Here is an 18,770-nt window from a genome sequence, read left to right as displayed (position 1 = left end):
GATGCCAGTTTTAACGGAATCCCAGATACTGCGTATGAATAAACGTATACCTACCCTGCTTGCCACGATGATTGGTGCAGCGCTCTACAGTCAGCACACCCTTGCCGATGACCTGATGTCGCAATGTATGCTGGGCGTTCCCTCATATAATCGCCCGCTGACCAGCGGAACGCCTAATGAGCAGCCCGTAACCATAAATTCTGACTCGGCAAAAGGGACGTATCCGAATAATTCCGTTTTTTCCGGTAAAGTCAGTGTCAATCAGGGAAATGGTCAGCTTCAGGCCGATGAAATACAACTTCATCAGAATGAGCAACCCGGGCAGAGTACACCCACCCGGACTGTCGATGCACTGGGCAACGTTCATTATGACGATAATCAGGTTATTCTGAAGGGCTCAAAAGCCTGGAGCAATCTGAATAATAAAAATACCAACGTCTGGAATGGCGATTATCAGATGGTCGGACGTCAGGGCCGTGGCACTGCGACCGAGATGAAACTGCGCGATAATAACCGATACACTATCCTGGAAAACGGCAGTTTTACGTCCTGTCTGCCAGGCAGTAACAGCTGGAGTGTTGTGGGTTCTGAAATTATTCAGGACCGGCAGGAAGAAGTGGCAGAAATCTGGAATGCCCGCTTCAAAATCGGCTCGGTACCTGTTTTTTACAGCCCTTATCTGCAACTGCCGATCGGCGATCGCCGCCGTTCAGGCTTCCTGATCCCGAATGCAAGATACGGTAATAATAATGGCTTCGAATTTATGTTGCCTTATTACTGGAATATTTCGCCGCAGATGGATGCCACCATCACGCCTCATTATATGAGTAAGCGGGGTATGCAGCTGCAGAACGAATTCCGCTATCTTTCAGGGTTAGGTGGCGGACTCATGGAGCTGGATTACCTGCCTTCGGATCAGCAATATAACAATGAAAAATCCGCCAGGGGGATCGCAGACAGCGCCAGCTCTGACCGCTGGTTATTTTACTGGCGTCATTCCGGTGTTTATGATCAGCATTGGCGTTTCAATGCTGACTACACCAAGGTCAGTGATACTTACTACTTTAACGATCTGGATTCCAAATACTACAGCTCGACAGATGGTTATGCATCGCAGAAATTCAGCATTGGCTATGCCGATACGCACTGGGATGCCACCTTATCGACACGTGATTTCCAGACGTTCTCACGCACCAACAGTAATATTTACCGCACCCTGCCGCAGCTGGATGTTAACCTGTATCAGAATGATATCGGACCGTTTGATGGCCATGTCTTTGGTCAGATAGCGCGTTTTACCAACACCAACCCGCGTTATCCGCAGGCGACCCGTTTACATATCGAGCCGACCCTGGACTTACCGTTATCCAACGGCTGGGCAAGTCTGAATACCGAAGCCAAACTGCTGGCGACACATTATCAGCAGGATAATCTGGATGATTACAACAGTGGTGCGCTGACAGAAAGCGGTTCACGCTATAATCTGGCAAATTCCGTCAACCGGACGATGCCGCAATTCAAAGTCGATGGCCGTATGGTCTTTGACCGGGATATGACCTGGTCTCCGGGCTACACTCAGACTCTGGAACCCCGGGTTCAGTATCTGTATGTCCCTTATCGTAATCAGAGCAATATCTACCCTTACGATTCAACGTTACTGCAAACGGACTATACCGGACTGTTCCGTGACCGTAGCTACAGTGGCCTGGATCGTATCGCTTCTGCGGATCAGGTGGCCACCGGGGTCACTTCCCGCATTTATGATAGCAATCTGGTTGAACGATTTAACATTTCTGTGGGTCAGATATATTCGTTTACCCCTGCACGTACCGGAATTTCGTCAATTGACGATCAAGACAGTACAGGGAGCCTGACCTGGGCCGGAGATACTTACTGGAAGATCAGTGATCGCTGGGGGGTTCGTGGCGGTCTGCAATATGACACCAAACTGGACAATGTCTCTCAGGGGAATGCTGTCCTGGAATATCGTCGTGATGCTGACCGCTTAGTGCAGTTGAGCTATCGTTATAGCAGTCCTCAGTATGTTGCTGCGGCACTGAACGATGAATCCTTGCTGAGCAGCCCGATTTACAAAAACGGAATATCACAGGCAGGTGCCACCGCCAGCTGGCCGATTGCAGATGCATGGTCAGTGGTCGGCGCTTACTATTACGATACCCGTAACCGTAAACCTGCTGAGCAATTGTTAGGTGTCCAATACAGTTCTTGCTGTTATGCCATCCGTTTAGGCTATGAGCGTAAGATCAATGGCTGGGAAAACGATACAAGTAATTATGACAACCAGATTTCATTCAACATTGAGTTCCGGGGCCTGAGTTCTGACTATGGCCTGGGAACCCGTCAAATGCTGAGCCAGGGGATCATCCCTTATCAGTCCGCATTTTGATGTTGTAATGTATGGCCGGTAAATTCCGCATAGCGGTAACAACGATGGAAATAGTATGAAGAACTGGAGAATGCTGATTCTGTGTGTCGCGCTTAAAGCAACGACTGCTCTGGCTGCGCCACAGATGATTGATAAAGTCGCAGCGATAGTCAACAACGGTGTCGTTCTCGAAAGCGATGTTGATAACCTGATGAGCACGGTTAAAACTCAGGCAAAGGAGGCCGGCCAGCAATTGCCCGATGATCAGACTTTACGTCATCAGATCCTCGAACGCGAAATTATGGATAGCATCATCACACAGATGGGCCAGCGTGCCGGCCTGCAGATCAGTGACCAGCAGCTGGATCAGGCGATTCAGAACATCGCGGCTCAGAACCACCTGAGCATGGATCAGTTACGTAGCCGTCTGACGTACGACGGGGTGAATTACAACGATTACCGTAACCAGATCCGCAAAGAGATGCTGATTGCTGAGGTTCGCAATAATGAAGTCAGAAGCCGTATTACTATCCTCCCTGAAGAGGTGAATAACCTGGCTAAACAGATTTCATCCCAGAACGTGCCGGGCACAGAAGTTAACCTCAGCATGATCCTGCTGCCGTTGCCGGAAAACCCGACACAGCAACAGGTTGATGAAGAAGAGGCCCTGGCGAAAAAACTGGTGGGTGAGCTGAAAAACGGTGCCGACTTCGGAAAAATGGCCGTCACCTATTCCGCCGACCCACAGGCGCTGAAAGGCGGTAATATGGGCTGGGGCAAAATTGAAGAGCTGCCAGGTCTGTTCAGCCAGGCCTTAAGCGCTGCCCATAAAGGCGATATTGTCGGGCCTATCCGTTCAGGTGTGGGTTTCCATATTCTGAAAGTGAATGATATGCGCGGTGAATCTCAGAACGTTTCGGTAACGGAAGTTCATGCACGCCATATTCTGATCAAAATTACCCCTATAATGAGTGATCAGCAGGCTCACGCCAAAATTGAGCAGATCGCGGCCGAGATCCGCGCGGGGAAAATTACCTTTGCTGATGCCGCTAATAAATATTCTGATGATCCGGGTTCTGCCAACCTGGGGGGCGATTTAGGCTGGGCCTCTCCGAACATTTATGACCCGGCGTTCCGCGATGCAGTGATGCAACTGAAAAAAGGTCAGCTCAGTCAGCCAGTTCGCTCTTCCTTCGGATGGCACCTGATCCAGTTGCTGGATACCCGTCAGGTAGACAGAACAGATGAAGTCGCGAAAGATCGTGCCTATAATATCCTGTTCAATCGTAAATTTGCGGAAGAAGCTCAGACCTGGATGCAGGAAGAACGCGCATCTGCTTATGTGAAGATTCTGGATAATAATGACTGATATACCCCGTATAGTCATCACTCCCGGCGAACCCGCCGGGATTGGTCCGGACCTGACGTTGCAACTGGCCAGTGTTGACTGGCCAGTTCAGTTAGTGGTCTGTGCCGACAGACAACTGTTACTGGACAGAGCCGCAGCGCTGGGGGTTTCCGTCACGCTGACCGATTATCAGCCGGATCTCCCTGCCACTGCCCAGCAAGCAGGAACTCTGACCTTGCTGCCGGTGGCACTGAATGCCCCCGTGACAGCAGGTCAGTTATCCGTCAGTCACAGTGAATATGTTGTCGAATCTCTCAGGACCGCCTGTGATGGCTGTCTTTCCGGAGAATTTTCAGCACTGGTCACAGGCCCGGTTCATAAGGGCGTGATTAATGAAGCCGGTATTCCTTTTACCGGGCATACCGAGTTTTTTGCAGATCGTGCCGGCTGTCATAAAGTCGTGATGATGCTGGCAACCACCGAACTGCGGGTGGCTCTGGCGACCACACATCTTCCACTGAAAGATGTCTCTGCCGCGATCACGCGGGAAAACCTGCACGAAGTGATCACTATTCTTCATCGGGATTTACAGCAGAAATTTCATCTTCCTGAACCGAAAATTCTGGTTTGCGGATTAAATCCTCATGCCGGCGAAAGCGGGCATATGGGACGAGAAGAAATTGATATTATCGAACCGGCACTGGAAGAGTTACGCCAGCAGGGCATTTCGCTCATCGGGCCGCTGCCTGCCGATACCCTGTTTCAGCCAAAGTATCTTGAACATGCCGATGCCGTACTGGCGATGTATCATGACCAGGGATTGCCGGTATTAAAATATCAGGGATTTGGCCGGGCGGTAAATATTACCCTGGGCCTCCCATTTATCCGGACTTCAGTCGACCATGGAACTGCACTTGAACTGGCAGGTCGTGGGCAGGCCGATCCGGGCAGCTTTATTACGGCGATTAAACTCGCCATCAATATGATTAAGAGCAGTAATGAATAATCGCGTCCATCAGGGGCACTATGCCCGTAAACGTTTCGGGCAGAACTTCCTGAACGATCAATATATTATTGATAGCATTGTCTCAGCCATCCATCCGCTTAAGAGTGATGCTTTGGTTGAAATTGGTCCCGGCCTCGGAGCGCTGACCGAACCGGTCGGTGAAAAAGTCGATGCGCTGACAGTGGTCGAACTCGACAGAGATCTGGCTGCCCGCCTGCAGACTCACCCGTTCCTGGGCCCGAAACTGACTATTTTTCAGCAGGATGCGATGACATTCAATTTTGCTGAACTGGCCGCTGAGCGCGGGCAGCCGTTACGTGTTTTCGGTAACCTGCCTTACAATATCTCAACGCCATTGATGTTCCATCTGTTCAGCTATCCGGGTGCGATTAAAGATATGCACTTTATGCTGCAAAAAGAGGTCGTCAATCGCCTGGTGGCAGGCCCCGGCAGTAAAGCTTATGGCCGCCTGACGGTCATGGCTCAGTACTACTGTCAGGTCATTCCGGTACTGGAAGTTCCGCCGCACTCCTTTACTCCGCCACCGAAAGTAGATTCTGCCGTCGTGCGCCTGGTGCCACATACCTGTTCTCCGTACCCTGAAGTGGATGTCAAAGTCCTCAGCAGGATCACGACAGAGGCCTTTGGTAAACGTCGTAAGACACTACGCAACAGCCTCGGCCATCTGTTCTCCGCACAGGTGCTTTCTGATCTGGGTATTGATGATACCCTGCGAGCCGAGAACATTTCGATTGCCCAATACTGCCAGCTGGCACACTGGCTGACAGAGCATCCGGAACAACCCCGGGAGAGTTAATCATGAGTGGATCCAGACGCGTTTACGTACATGTACAAACATTTTATGTCGCCTCGCAATCGCTGCCTGAGGAAGAACGTTATGTTTTTGCCTATACAATCACCATCCGTAATTTAGGGCACTCTGAAGTGCAATTACGTGAACGCTACTGGTTAATCACGAATGGTAACGGGAAAGAGACTGAGGTTCAGGGTGAAGGCGTCGTCGGTGAACAACCGCGAATAAAGCCCGGGGACGAATACCAGTACACCAGTGGTGCCGTCCTCGAAACGCCGATCGGAACCATGCAGGGACACTATGTCATGGAAGATGAAAATGGTGAGCGCTTTACGACACCGATCCCGGTGTTTCGCCTTGCAGTCTCTACTCAGCTTCATTAAGCCCCCCTCCGGCCTGTGTCTGCAGGCCTGATGTTTATGCTGACAGGATTTACATGAGTACTTATCTGATAGGCGATATTCACGGTTGTTATACAGAATTTTGTGCATTACTGGATCAGGTCAGTTTTGACCCGACCCGGGATGAACTCTGGCTGACCGGTGATTTAGTCGCTCGTGGCCCGGACTCCCTTGCGGTATTAAGAAAGGTGAAGTCACTGGGTGACTCTGTCCGACTGGTGCTGGGGAACCATGACCTCCATATTCTGGCTGTCTATGCCGGGATCAGTCGCAACAAACCTAAAGATAACCTGGCGGCACTGCTGGCTGCCGGGGACTGTGATGAGCTGATCAACTGGCTACGTCGCCAACCCTTATTACAGGTCGATGAAGATAAAAAGCTGGTCATGGCCCATGCCGGGATCACCCCGCAATGGGATATCGACACGGCTAAAGCCTGTGCCAGAGAACTGGAAGTCATACTTTCCAGTGACAGCTATCCACTCTTCCTGGATGCCATGTACGGCGATATGCCTAACAACTGGACACCTGAACTCAGCGGACTGGCCAGGCTGCGTTTCAGCGCTAATGCACTGACGCGGATGCGCTATTGCTTTCCGAACGGGCAACTGGACATGATATGTAAAGATGTTCCGGAAAAAGCCACTCCGCCGCTGAAACCCTGGTTTATGCTGGAAGGCCCGGTACGTGAAGGCTATACCATTGCATTCGGACACTGGGCATCGCTGGAGGGTAAAGGTACTCCGGAAGGTATACTGGGACTGGACACCGGATGCTGCTGGGGCGGAACCCTTACCTTACTGCGCTGGGAAGACCAGCAATATTTCCACCAGCCTTCCCTGCAAAAGAAAAAGAGTTAACCTTCCGGGGCCGTCCGTCAGTGGCCGCCCCGGAATAAACTTTATTTCAGTACGGCTCCCCGGCTGGCAATCACTGACTGATACCAGCCGAAACTTTTCTTACGGTAACGCTGTAGCGTCCCGGTACCATCGTCATGACGATCGACGTAAATAAAGCCATAGCGTTTGGAAAGTTCACCTTTAGAAGCACTGACTAAATCGATAGGCCCCCAGCTGGTATACCCCATAATATCCACGCCATCTTCCAGAGCTTCCCGGACTTGCTGCAGATGATCATTCAGATAGCTGATACGATAATCATCGTTCACCTGGCCATCCGCAGTGAGCTGATCCCGCGCTCCCAGACCATTTTCAACAATAAACAGCGGTTTTTGATAACGATCCCATAGCAGATTCAGCAGTACCCGTAACCCCTGCGGATCGATTTGCCAGCCCCATTCCGATGCACTCAGGTGAGGGTTTGGGATCATGTTCAGGATATTTCCGCGCTCCTGCAGATATTTTTCCGGCTCGGCACTGGCACACCCGGACATGTAATAACTGAACGAGACAAAATCCACCCCGTGTCTGAGAGCTTCCCGGTCTTCATCCGTAATGTGCAGTTCAATATTATTATCACGGAAATAGCGTTGCATATAGCCAGGGTACTCTCCCCTCACCTGGACATCCCCGAAAAATAACCAATGCCGGTTTCCCTGCATAGCCGCCATCACATCGGCCGGTTTACTGCTTAACGGATACTGTAACCCGCCTAACAGCATATTCCCTATTTTCGCGCCCGGGATCATTTCGTGGCAGGTTTTGACCGTCAGGCTACTGGCAACCAGTTGATGATGGATGGCCTGGTAAATTTCACCCAGCGAACTTTCCATCGGAATACCCACACCTGTCAGCGGCGCGTGCAGAGACATATTAATTTCATTGAAGGTCAGCCATAAACGTACCTGGTGCCGGTAACGCTGAAACACCGTTCTGGCGTAGCGCAGGAAGAAAGTGATGACCTGACGATCCCCCCAGCCGCCATACTCTTTCACTAATGCCCAGGGCATCTCGTAATGAGAAAGTGTCACCACTGGCTGGATATTGTATTTTTCCAGTTCAGCAAAAATCGCATCATAATATGCAAGCCCGGCTTCATTCGGGGTTTCTTCATCCCCGCGGGGAAAAATGCGGCTCCAGGCGATCGATAGTCGCAGGCAGGTAAAGCCCATTTCAGCAAATAAAGCGATATCTTGCGGATAACGATGATAGAAATCGATAGCCACATCCTTCAGATATTCTTTCTCAGACCCGCGCTCATCAAGGCCGCCAAAAATACCTTCAGGTAACACATCAGATGTCGATAATCCTTTCCCCCCTTCACGCCATGCGCCTTCTACCTGATTGGCTGCAATCGCCCCGCCCCACAGAAAACTTTCCGGAAATAATTTCATGACTCTCTCCCTGATGATGATGACTTAAACATACCGTTCACCGCCTGTAAAAGCAGATACAGGCGGGTCACGTTATCCGTTTTTCACTGTTTCCTGCGTCTGTCCGTTACGGGGTACCCCAAACAGAAACGTCAGCAGACAGGACAAGACCAGTGCCAGTATTGTCCCGCAGATTGCGGCCCAGACGGTAAAGTCTATCCCGCCCGGCGGGATGATTTGTGTCACAGAAAAAATACTCACCAGGCCGAAAGACCAGACTTTCACCTGGAAAAGCCCCACAATGCCTCCCCCCAATCCCCCGGCAATGCATCCGAACAGGAAAGGTCGCTTCAGCGGTAATGTCACGCCATAGATAGCGGGTTCTGTAATGCCGAAGATACCTGCCGTCACTGATGTGCCGGCCAGCATTTTCAGTCTGGCGTCACGGGTTGCCAGAAAGACCCCTAACGCTGCGCCGGCCTGCCCCATCACTGCAGGAAGCAGCAACGGTATGATGGTGTCGTACCCCAGCACACTGAGATTGTTAATTGCGATAGGTACCAGCCCCCAATGCAGGCCGAAAATGACACAGACCTGCCAGACGGCACCGAGGAAAATCCCGGCAAGCCAGGGGGCGATGTCATAAATCCATTGATAACCACTGGCCAGTAAATGACTGAGGAACGTAAAGAGAGGCCCGATCACCAGGAAAGTCAGCGGGACAATAATAATCAGGCAAATCAGTGGGGCGGTAAAATTTCGTACCGATTCAGGTAAGCGCGGATAAAGTTTTTTCTCCAGCCAGCAGCTCAGCCATGCGGAGAAAATAATCGGGATCACCGACGAGCTGTAATTGATCAGGGTCAGCGGAATACCAAAGAATGTCGCCGGTTCCGACAGCGATAATATCGTCGGATGTACCAGTGCACCACCGATGGCCATCGTCAGGAAAGGTGATCCGCCGAACTTCTTACCGGCGGTATAACCGAGCACCATCGGGAAAAAATAGAACAACGCATCACTGGCGACAAACCAGACCTGATACGTGGAACTTTGCGGATCAAGCAGATTGAGCGCGACAAATAAGGCAAGAAAACCTTTCAGGATCCCCGAAGCGGCCATCACACTCAATACCGGAGTAAAAATTCCGGAGACCAGATCGATAAAGCGTGCCAGCAGAGAAGCTGAGGAGGAAGTTTCGTCCCCGCTTTCAGCCCCGGGGCCGGATTCATCAGAAACAGCAGCCGTTCCGGCCAGGGAGCTTTCAATGGCACGAAACACTTCACTCACATGGTTGCCGATAACTACCTGAAACTGTCCCCCGCTTTCGACGACCGTCATAACCCCGTCAAGGGATTTTATCTGATCCGCGGCCCCTGTCGGCGTATGCTGTAGTTTAAAACGTAGTCGGGTTGCACAGTGGACAAGTGTCCGGATATTTTTCTTTCCCCCGACGCCCTCGATAATCTGTTCAGCTAATTGCAAATATCGGGTCATCCTAATCTCCTTAATTTACAGCGCCATTCCTTTACCGGATGATTATTCTTCCGCAGTTTATTGTGCCCGGAGGATCCTTATTGAGCACTTTTCTTAACAACAGAGTATTAACTCCCGATATACGGGATACATGACGTTCGTCATAACTGATGAAGTTTAAAGAAAAATGAAAACCCACCCATTCCCCGGAAAGAACCTTCAGCCTTTTTCAGCGGGTAAAAATCTCACCCCTTCGGATGAATACTTATTCCCGGACCAAAGAATAGATATTAATTTTCATATAAAGCATAACTTACAGGGTGTTCTTACGCCCGGAAGGAATATACCCGCGCCAACCAGCATATATTAATAAACCTTTATTAAAAGATTTTATATAACCAGCCGGGAGTGTTATTCCATCGACAACGGAATACAGATTAATTTTAATGGGTAAGTAAAACTGTGAGGAAGGTCTATTTTAGAATAAAAGAACGTATTTAACGTATTAATCACGCTGGATATTTTATAATGGCAACCTCCCACACGTGCCGACGCCCCTGTGGGAGGGTATTATCATGTACCGCCGCTCAATACCCTGAGTCAGTCACTTCAGACCCGGCGCTCCAGGATCTCAAAGCAAAAACTGTGCGTGTTATTACTGTCAGCATCATGAAACTCACTGAATACTGACTGCCACTGATCGGGATCATAATCCGGGAACAGTGTATCTCCTTCGACTTCTGCATCGATATGTGTCAGATAGAGCCGGTCAGCTTTTTCCAGCATCTGAGCATAGATTTTCCCGCCACCGATCACCATAATTTCCGGCACATCACCGGCCAATGCCAGCGCCTCGTCGGGTGACGTTACCCAGCTAACACCTTCAGAGGTGCCTGCGGTACGGCTGATCACGATATTCAGTCGTCCCGGTAAGGGTCGGCCGATGGACTCAAACGTTCGCCGCCCCATGATCACGGGTTTATTCAGGGTCTGTTTTTTAAACCAGGCCAGATCGGCTGGCAAACTCCATGGCATCGCATTATCCATACCAATCACCCGATCTGCCGCCATTGCAGCAATCAAACTAATCATTACATTAACCCGCTGGAAAAATTGGCGCCATCATACGGAAAGGGATCGACTTCGTCGATAGGGATTGTTCATTATTTCACTAAACCCTGTCCCCGCACATAGCCACGCCATGACAAGCGGTCCCGGTATGTGCCGACCTCCGGGGCTCCGGATGTGCACCGTCAGGATGAAATGATCTCCGCCCCCTGGCGACGTTATGATGGACATAAACGCGTTGAGCAGTGGCACAAATTTGATCCCTGGACATCCGCAGGGAATATAAACACCCCTGATAAATATAAAAATGTTTATATTTCTTCTTATTCATTAATCAGACATGTGACTCACATCGGGTTTTTATAATCATTTCAAAAATGAAAATATTTTTAGCCTATCCGCGAGCAAACGAACTGACGAAGTGAATTAAAATAAGCAGAAAGTCATGGCTGCTTCTGTTCTATGACAGACATCCCGGTAGATAAATATCTGCCGAGGGTGCAGACAGCCTGGTCACCAAAATATGTCAGGGCCGGATATCCGTCATGAACATAGCATCAGGGAGCAGGTCTTTTTCCGGAAAAAAACAGAACAGGACGAAACTCATTTTTAAACCCGAAGTTCGGAGTCAGCAGAGATAAAGGAACAACAGTGAGGTATAAGGAGGTCGTGACGGAAAGAGATAAGCAACCCTGAAACAGGGTTGCTTATTCGGATAAGGCCTTAGCCTTTTATTTCAGCATGCATTTCCTGGACCGAAATCACACGATCGGTAGGGTCAGCATTCAGTGCCATCGCGGTCGCAAAACCACCGTTCAGCGTGGTGTCGTAGTGCACCTTATACTGCAGTGCGCTGCGTCTGATCAGGCGTGAATCTTCAATAGCCTGGCGTCCGGCGGTAGTGTTTACGATATAGCTGTATTCACCATTTTTCAGACGGTCCTGAATATGCGGACGACCTTCATGAACTTTATTCACCAGACGTGGATTAATCCCGGCTTCACCCAGAACAACCGCAGTACCGTGTGTTGCATCCAGCTCGTAACCAAATTTCAGCAATTTAGCGGCCAGGTCAACCACACGTTTCTTATCGCCTTCACGGACCGATAATAACGCACGGCCTGATTTTTTCATCGTCGCCTGCGCGCCCAGCATCGCTTTGGAGAAGGCTTCGGCAAAAGTCCGGCCTACGCCCATGACCTCACCGGTGGACCGCATTTCCGGGCCAAGGATCGGGTCAACCCCCTGGAACTTGTTAAACGGCAGCACCACTTCTTTCACTGAATAGTAAGGCGGAATGACTTCCTCAGTGACCCCCTGAGCCGCCAGCGTTTTACCTGCCATCACACGGGCAGCGACTTTCGCCAGTGGTACACCGGTCGCTTTCGACACAAAAGGTACCGTACGGGCAGCGCGCGGGTTCACTTCAATCAGATACACTTCGTTATCTTTAACCGCAAACTGTACGTTCATCAGACCACGGACATTCAGCTCAAAGGCCAGTTTAGTGACCTGATCGCGCATGACATCCTGAATTTCCTGGTTCAGCGTGTAAGCCGGTAAAGAACATGCCGAGTCACCGGAGTGAACACCGGCCTGTTCGATATGCTCCATGATCCCGCCAATCAGTACCCGTTCACCGTCACAAATGGCATCAACATCCACCTCGACCGCATCATCCAGGAAACGGTCCAGCAGAACCGGCGCATCATTCGAGACCGATACCGCCGTCATAAAGTAACGTTTCAAATCCTGTTCATCATAGACGATTTCCATCGCCCGGCCGCCCAGTACATAGGAAGGACGTACCACTAATGGATAGCCAATGGTCGCTGCTTTTTCGACAGCCTGTTCCAGCGCGGTCACAGTGGCATTCGCCGGTTGCTTCAGTGCCAGACGATCAACTGCCTGCTGGAAACGTTCACGGTCTTCTGCGCGGTCAATGGCATCCGGGCTGGTACCGATCACCGGGACACCGGCAGCTTCCAGCTCACGGGCCAGTTTCAGTGGCGTCTGACCGCCGTACTGTACAATCACCCCTTCAGGCTTTTCGATGCGGACAATTTCCAGCACATCTTCCAGCGTCACCGGCTCGAAGTAGAGACGGTCAGAGGTATCATAATCGGTGGATACGGTTTCCGGGTTACAGTTAACCATAATGGTTTCATAACCGTCTTCACGTAAGGCCAGTGCCGCATGAACACAGCAGTAGTCAAACTCAATTCCCTGTCCGATGCGGTTAGGACCGCCACCCAGGATCATGATTTTGGCGCGATCGGTGGATGGGTTAGCTTCACACTCTTCTTCATAGGTTGAATACATATACGCGGTATCGGTCGCAAATTCCGCCGCACAGGTATCCACACGCTTATATACCGGGTTCAGGTTGTATTGCTGACGCAGTTTACGGATTTCGTTTTCTGCAACGCCGGCCAGTTTAGCCAGACGCAGGTCAGAGAAGCCTTTACGCTTCAGTTGACGCAGGAAATCGTGGCTCAGGCCATTAACTCCCTGGCGGGCAACCTGCTCTTCCAGACGGACCAGCTCTTCAATCTGCACCAGGAACCAACGGTCAATATTGGTCAGGTTGAAAACGCCATCCACTGACATTCCCAGACGGAAAGCATCAGCGATATACCAGATACGGTCGCTGCCGGCATCTTTCAGTTCGCGGCGGATGCGGGTCAGCGCTTCCGGATCTTCAGCCTCAACTTTCGGGTCAAATCCGCTGGCACCCACTTCCAGGCCACGCAGTGCTTTCTGTACCGATTCCTGGAACGTACGTCCGATAGCCATAACCTCACCCACAGATTTCATCTGGGTGGTCAGGCGATCGTTACTGCCGGCGAATTTTTCGAAGTTAAAACGCGGGATTTTGGTCACAACGTAATCGATGGAGGGTTCGAATGAGGCCGGTGTCAGTCCACCGGTAATATCATTCATCAGCTCATCCAGCGTATAACCTACGGCCAGTTTTGCGGCGATTTTCGCAATCGGGAAGCCCGTTGCTTTAGAGGCCAGGGCTGACGAACGAGATACCCTTGGGTTCATTTCGATAACAATCAGACGACCGTTTTCCGGATTCACGGAGAACTGAACGTTAGAGCCGCCGGTTTCCACACCGATTTCACGTAATACTGCCATCGAGGCATTACGCATGATCTGGTATTCTTTGTCGGTCAGCGTCTGCGCTGGCGCAACCGTGATGGAGTCACCGGTATGGATCCCCATGGCATCGAAGTTCTCGATGGAACAAACAATGATACAGTTATCATTTTTGTCACGGACCACTTCCATTTCATACTCTTTCCAGCCAATCAGTGATTCATCAATCAGCAGCTCATTGGTCGGGGAAAGATCCAGCCCGCGGGTACAAATTTCTTCAAATTCTTCGCGGTTATAAGCAATTCCGCCCCCGGTGCCACCCATAGTAAAGGATGGGCGGATGATACAAGGGAAGCCAACATCATCAGCTACCTGAAATGCTTCTTCCATCGTATGTGCGATACCTGAACGCGCAGTGTCCAGGCCAATGCTTTTCATCGCTTTATCAAAACGACGGCGATCTTCTGCTTTATCAATCGCATCAGCAGTTGCACCAATCATAGTGACACCGAACTCTTCCAGTACGCCTTGTCTTTCCAGTTCCAGGGCGCAGTTCAGTGCCGTCTGCCCACCCATGGTCGGCAGGACAGCATCCGGACGCTCTTTTTCGATGATTTTGCGCACAACTTCCCAGTTAATCGGCTCAATGTAGGTCGCATCGGCCATTTCCGGGTCGGTCATGATGGTTGCCGGGTTTGAGTTCACCAGAATAACGCGGTAACCCTCTTCACGCAGGGCTTTACACGCCTGTGCACCGGAATAGTCAAATTCACAAGCCTGACCAATAACAATCGGACCGGCACCCAGGATCAGGATGGATTTTATGTCTGTACGTTTTGGCATTGATTAGCTCCTGATTACCGGGTTGCTGAACGGTAGGTATTGATTAACTCGATAAAATGGTCGAACAATGGCGCGGCATCATGCGGCCCCGGGCTCGCTTCCGGGTGTCCCTGGAAGCTGAATGCAGGCTTATCCGTACGATGGATCCCTTGCACGGTATGGTCAAACAGTGACGTATGAGTGACGCGTAAGCACTCCGGCAGGTCTTCTTTATCGACGGCGAAGCCATGGTTCTGCGCAGTGATCATCACGACATTACGGTCCAGATCTTTGACCGGATGGTTTCCGCCGTGGTGTCCCAGTTTCATTTTTACGGTTGACGCACCGCTCGCCAGAGCGAGCAACTGGTGACCGAGACAGATACCAAACACCGGAATTTCTGTGGTCAGGAATTCTTTAATCGCGCTGATGGCATAATCACAAGGCTCCGGGTCCCCCGGTCCGTTAGACAGGAAAATCCCGTCCGGTGCCATTTTCAGGACTTCTTCAGCAGAAGTCTGTGCCGGAACCACAGTCAGGCGGCATCCACGGTCGGTCAGCATACGCAGGATGTTGCTCTTCGCACCGAAATCATAAGCCACCACGTGATACGGCAGTTCACTTTCGTCTTTCGGCGCAGGCAGTTCATCACTCAGCGTCCAGCTCCCCTGTGTCCAGGAATAGCTTTTCTGCGTGGTCACTTCTTTCGCTAAGTCCATCCCTTTCAGTCCCGGGAAGGCTTTCGCCCGGGCTAAGGCCGCAGCCACATCCGGTGCATCACCTGCAATGATACAGCCGTTCTGAGCCCCTTTTTCGCGCAGCAGGCGGGTCAGTTTACGGGTATCAATATCGGCGATAGCGACGATGTTGTGACGGGAAAGATAAGCAGAAAGGTCTTCTTTACTACGGTAATTGCTGGTGATCAGTGGCAGATCGCGGATAACGAGGCCCTGAGCATGAACATGGGATGACTCTTCGTCAGCCGGGTTAGTACCAACATTACCAATATGGGGATAAGTAAGAGTGACAATCTGGCGGGAATAGGAAGGATCAGTAAGAATTTCTTGATAGCCGGTCATTGATGTGTTGAAAACGACTTCTCCGACTGCCGACCCGCTTGCGCCTATGGACCGGCCATGGAACTCGGTTCCGTCTTCCAGAACCAGGATTGCTGACTTAATCAAAACTTCCTCCGGGGAATAAATAGTCACTATACCTGCATATTAATTCATAAGCATCGCCTGAATCAATCCAAAAAACGCTGAATACTCGATTTTCGGCAAATTGGGCGCATTCTAATGAGCAGCGTAACTGATGTCCAGTCTGAAAGCGGATAAAGTTGTTTTTTTACGCCACTGGGAGTAAAAACCATAAAATAGCCATAAAAAGGCATATATGGAGGGTGAATAAAACGATTGCCTGAAGAAATGTGTCCTCCGACGGAGATTGCTGTGCAATATATGAGCATAAACACTTTTAACAGGGAGAATAAGAAGAAGAAAAGAGCAATAAGAAAGGATAACACCGGACTAAATCAAAAAACACACCCAAAACGTCAAAACAAAAGAGAGATATAAAATCCCCCTTTAGAATTAAGGCATTACAACAAAGACACTAACCTGGAAAATCAGATATCGTTCAATGAAAGCACATCCCGCATATCATAAAAGCCATTTTTATGATGACTTAGCCATAAAGCAGCCTTTACTGCGCCATTTGCAAAAGTCATACGACTGGAAGCCTTATGGGTAATCTCTACCCGCTCTCCGATATCGGCAAACATTGCAGTATGTTCTCCGACAATATCGCCGGCACGGACTGTCGCAAAACCGATAGTCTGCGGTTTACGCTCACCGGTATGCCCTTCACGACTATAAACAGCATGTTCAGAGAGTGTCCAGTTCATGGCATCAGCAATGGATTCCCCCATCGCCAAAGCTGTACCTGACGGAGCATCGACTTTATGACGATGGTGGGCCTCAGTAATTTCAATATCGCTGTACTCGCCCATAACTTTAGCCGCTTTCTCCAGCAGTTTCAGAACCAGGTTTACACCGACACTGAAATTTGCAGCAAAAACGACCGGGACAGACTCTGCGGTAGCCCGGATAGCCTGTTTACCGGCCTCATCAAATCCGGTCGTGCCTATCACGATAGCTTTATGATGCGCCTGACAGAACTTCAGGTAGTCAGAAGTCGCTTCAGGACGTGTAAAATCGATCAGCACATCGAAGTCATCTTTCACCGCTTCCAGGCTGTCACTGATCAGCACACCGGTTTTGGCACCTCCGGCTAATTCACCGGCATCACAGCCCACCAGAGATGATCCCTGACGCACGACTGCGGCACCCAGGGTAGCCCCTTCAGCCAGCATCGTCGCTTCAATTAATTGACGACCCATTCTTCCGGAAGCTCCGACAACACCTATTCGGATATTACTCATAACTATTCATTCCTGTACATATGCATGCGGAGTCAGGGTAACCAGCCACCAGAGCCAGTACCAGCAAAAAAAATATCATTAGAATTTCAGGCTTCACCGATAATCTTATCAGTAAAATCAATAGGACGTGAATAGTGTAGCCCGGCAGAATACCGGTAAAAAACGGAGCAGGAACGAGGGTCCCGTAGCCGGCCGCAGGAGGCCGCTACGGGATAAAGCAGATCACTCGACTTCTTTTACTTCCACACGAAGCTCTTTAGGAACCTCGAAAACGATATTTTCTTCACGGCCGATCAATTCGATAGCGGCCTCACCGCCCAGCTCACGCAGGCGGGCAATCACTTGCTGTACCAGAATATCCGGTGCCGATGCCCCTGCGGTCACACCGATACAGGCGGCACCCTTCAGCCAGCTATCACTGATATCTTCCGCAGAGTCAATCAGCCACGCCTGCTTACCGGCCCGGCGGGCAAGTTCAGCCAGACGATTCGAGTTTGAAGAGTTCCGGGAACCAACAACCAGAATGACATCCGCCTGTTCAGACAGCGTACGAACCGCTTCCTGACGATTGGTGGTCGCATAGCAGATATCATCTTTACGGGGGCCGATAATCGCCGGAAAACGCTGACGCAGTGCATCGATGATCTCAGAAGTGTCATCCACCGACAGCGTGGTCTGAGTCATAAAGCTCAGATTGGACTCATCTTTAATCTTCAGTCTGAACACATCTTCCGGACATTCCACCAGATACATGCCACCCTCAGGATTATTATACTGCCCCATGGTGCCTTCCACTTCCGGGTGGCCGGCGTGACCGATAAGGATCGCTTCCACGCCCTTACGGCTGGCCCGGGCCACTTCCATATGCACCTTGGTGACCAGTGGACAGGTAGCATCGAAAAGCATGGTCAGTGAGCGGGCACGGGCTTCAGCCCTGACCGCCTGTGAAACCCCATGCGCTGAAAAGATCAGAATAGCCCCGTCAGGGACTTCACTGATTTCTTCAATAAAAATAGCGCCACGGTTACGTAAACTATCGACCACGTAACGGTTATGCACGACCTCATGGCGGACATAGATAGGTGCGCCGTACATTTCCAGCGCCCGCTCCACTATACTGATAGCGCGGTCTACACCGGCACAAAAACCTCGGGGGTTAGCGAGCAGAATCTGCATTTTCATTCTCCAGGACCGGATCAACCTCTAGCACGTCGACAGCAAACGTCACCGTCTGCCCTGCCAGCGGATGATTAAAATCTACCGTCACCGAATCACCGGAAACGTCACGGATAATACCAGGCATTTCACTGCCATCAATGGCGGTGAACAACATAATGGTTCCCGCCTCCGGTTCAGCCGCACCGGCGAAATCCCGGCGCGAGAAGTACTGGATCAGGTCAGGGCTGGCCGTGCCAAAAGCATCCTCCGGCGTCAGCGTAAACTGCCGGGTTTCCCCGGCAGCCATACCGAAAAGAGCCTGACCGAAAGCCGGAGACAAACTGCCATCGCCTAAGCGAAACAAGGCAGGTTTGCCATTAGCCCGGGTGGACTCTGCTACCGAGCCATCTTCCAGAGTAAGGGTAAAATGCACTAACAATGAGCTGTCGTGCTGTACCTGATGACTCATGG

13 protein-coding genes and 1 pseudogene are annotated in these 18,770 nt (G+C 50.8%); 6 read left to right on the top strand and 8 right to left on the bottom strand.

The features are described from left to right. The first annotated feature begins 34 nt into the window (after positions 1–34). From lptD to apaH, 6 genes are read left to right on the top strand one after another with little or no spacing between them, the layout of a single operon-like run. The gene (gene lptD, locus GTPT_RS05640) at positions 35–2,407 is read left to right on the top strand and encodes an LPS assembly protein LptD (RefSeq protein WP_038011043.1); all 2,373 of its coding nucleotides are present in this window, start codon (positions 35–37) and stop codon (positions 2,405–2,407) included. A gap of 55 nt (positions 2,408–2,462) precedes the next feature. Further along, entirely contained in the window at positions 2,463–3,755 is a 1,293-nt protein-coding gene (surA, locus tag GTPT_RS05635) for a peptidylprolyl isomerase SurA (protein WP_025901207.1), read from the top strand. After that, positions 3,748–4,740, top strand: a complete 993-nt coding sequence (gene pdxA / locus GTPT_RS05630) for a 4-hydroxythreonine-4-phosphate dehydrogenase PdxA (RefSeq protein ID WP_029990248.1) — start codon at positions 3,748–3,750, stop codon at positions 4,738–4,740. Before surA ends, pdxA begins: the two co-directional genes overlap by 8 nt. Further along, the gene (gene rsmA / locus GTPT_RS05625) at positions 4,733–5,557 is read left to right on the top strand and encodes a 16S rRNA (adenine(1518)-N(6)/adenine(1519)-N(6))-dimethyltransferase RsmA (protein ID WP_029990249.1); all 825 of its coding nucleotides are present in this window, start codon (positions 4,733–4,735) and stop codon (positions 5,555–5,557) included. The genes pdxA and rsmA overlap by 8 nt, the downstream gene beginning before the upstream one ends. Positions 5,558–5,559: 2 nt before the next feature. Further along, on the top strand, positions 5,560–5,937 hold the full coding sequence (gene apaG, locus GTPT_RS05620) for a Co2+/Mg2+ efflux protein ApaG (protein WP_025901204.1): 378 nt from the start codon (positions 5,560–5,562) through the stop codon (positions 5,935–5,937). A gap of 53 nt (positions 5,938–5,990) precedes the next feature. Then, on the top strand, positions 5,991–6,815 hold the full coding sequence (apaH, locus tag GTPT_RS05615; protein ID WP_029990250.1) for a bis(5'-nucleosyl)-tetraphosphatase (symmetrical) ApaH: 825 nt from the start codon (positions 5,991–5,993) through the stop codon (positions 6,813–6,815). Between the two features lie 41 nt (positions 6,816–6,856). On the opposite strand, the gene ascB is transcribed toward apaH, so the two are convergent. From ascB to fkpB, 8 genes and pseudogenes are all read right to left on the bottom strand, one after another. Continuing rightward, a complete protein-coding gene (ascB, locus tag GTPT_RS05610) occupies positions 6,857–8,248 on the bottom strand; it encodes a 6-phospho-beta-glucosidase (RefSeq protein WP_029990251.1) in 1,392 nt (463 codons plus the stop codon). 108 nt (positions 8,249–8,356) lie between these two features. After that, a pseudogene (locus GTPT_RS05605) lies at positions 8,357–9,724 on the bottom strand (PTS transporter subunit EIIC); the annotation flags it as partial. Between the two features lie 588 nt (positions 9,725–10,312). Next, on the bottom strand, positions 10,313–10,795 hold the full coding sequence (folA, locus tag GTPT_RS05600) for a type 3 dihydrofolate reductase (protein ID WP_025901200.1): 483 nt from the start codon (positions 10,793–10,795) through the stop codon (positions 10,313–10,315). Positions 10,796–11,494: 699 nt separating this feature from the next. Next, a complete protein-coding gene (gene carB, locus GTPT_RS05590; protein WP_029989705.1) occupies positions 11,495–14,719 on the bottom strand; it encodes a carbamoyl-phosphate synthase large subunit in 3,225 nt (1,074 codons plus the stop codon). 14 nt (positions 14,720–14,733) lie between these two features. Then, positions 14,734–15,882: a glutamine-hydrolyzing carbamoyl-phosphate synthase small subunit gene (carA, locus tag GTPT_RS05585; protein ID WP_025901197.1), complete on the bottom strand. Its 1,149-nt coding sequence runs from the start codon at positions 15,880–15,882 to the stop codon at positions 14,734–14,736. A 443-nt stretch (positions 15,883–16,325) separates the two neighbouring features. After that, on the bottom strand, positions 16,326–17,141 hold the full coding sequence (gene dapB, locus GTPT_RS05580; protein ID WP_025901196.1) for a 4-hydroxy-tetrahydrodipicolinate reductase: 816 nt from the start codon (positions 17,139–17,141) through the stop codon (positions 16,326–16,328). Positions 17,142–17,363: 222 nt separating this feature from the next. Then, positions 17,364–18,317: a 4-hydroxy-3-methylbut-2-enyl diphosphate reductase gene (ispH, locus tag GTPT_RS05575; RefSeq protein ID WP_029989707.1), complete on the bottom strand. Its 954-nt coding sequence runs from the start codon at positions 18,315–18,317 to the stop codon at positions 17,364–17,366. Beyond that, the gene (gene fkpB, locus GTPT_RS05570; protein ID WP_029989709.1) at positions 18,298–18,768 is read right to left on the bottom strand and encodes an FKBP-type peptidyl-prolyl cis-trans isomerase; all 471 of its coding nucleotides are present in this window, start codon (positions 18,766–18,768) and stop codon (positions 18,298–18,300) included. The genes ispH and fkpB overlap by 20 nt, the downstream gene beginning before the upstream one ends. Between the last annotated feature and the right edge of the window lie 2 nt (positions 18,769–18,770).

Origin of the sequence: Tatumella ptyseos ATCC 33301, assembly GCF_000735525.1 — a bacterium.
In the GTDB taxonomy this organism is placed as follows: Bacteria; Pseudomonadota; Gammaproteobacteria; order Enterobacterales; family Enterobacteriaceae; genus Tatumella; species Tatumella ptyseos.
The sequence above is the reverse complement of the archived record's forward strand: the minus strand, read 5'-3'. Positions and strand labels throughout refer to the sequence as shown.

What these genes read in the sequence shown, in the direction of transcription:
- lptD (WP_038011043.1), top strand. Translation starts at nt 35, where the DNA reads ATGAATAAACGTATACCTACCCTGCTTGCCACGATGATTGGTGCAGCG.
- surA (WP_025901207.1), top strand. Translation starts at nt 2,463, where the DNA reads ATGAAGAACTGGAGAATGCTGATTCTGTGTGTCGCGCTTAAAGCAACG.
- pdxA (WP_029990248.1), top strand. Translation starts at nt 3,748, where the DNA reads ATGACTGATATACCCCGTATAGTCATCACTCCCGGCGAACCCGCCGGG.
- rsmA (WP_029990249.1), top strand. Translation starts at nt 4,733, where the DNA reads ATGAATAATCGCGTCCATCAGGGGCACTATGCCCGTAAACGTTTCGGG.
- apaG (WP_025901204.1), top strand. Translation starts at nt 5,560, where the DNA reads ATGAGTGGATCCAGACGCGTTTACGTACATGTACAAACATTTTATGTC.
- apaH (WP_029990250.1), top strand. Translation starts at nt 5,991, where the DNA reads ATGAGTACTTATCTGATAGGCGATATTCACGGTTGTTATACAGAATTT.
- ascB (WP_029990251.1), bottom strand. Translation starts at nt 8,248, where the DNA reads ATGAAATTATTTCCGGAAAGTTTTCTGTGGGGCGGGGCGATTGCAGCC.
- folA (WP_025901200.1), bottom strand. Translation starts at nt 10,795, where the DNA reads ATGATTAGTTTGATTGCTGCAATGGCGGCAGATCGGGTGATTGGTATG.
- carB (WP_029989705.1), bottom strand. Translation starts at nt 14,719, where the DNA reads ATGCCAAAACGTACAGACATAAAATCCATCCTGATCCTGGGTGCCGGT.
- dapB (WP_025901196.1), bottom strand. Translation starts at nt 17,141, where the DNA reads ATGAGTAATATCCGAATAGGTGTTGTCGGAGCTTCCGGAAGAATGGGT.
- ispH (WP_029989707.1), bottom strand. Translation starts at nt 18,317, where the DNA reads ATGCAGATTCTGCTCGCTAACCCCCGAGGTTTTTGTGCCGGTGTAGAC.
- fkpB (WP_029989709.1), bottom strand. Translation starts at nt 18,768, where the DNA reads ATGAGTCATCAGGTACAGCACGACAGCTCATTGTTAGTGCATTTTACC.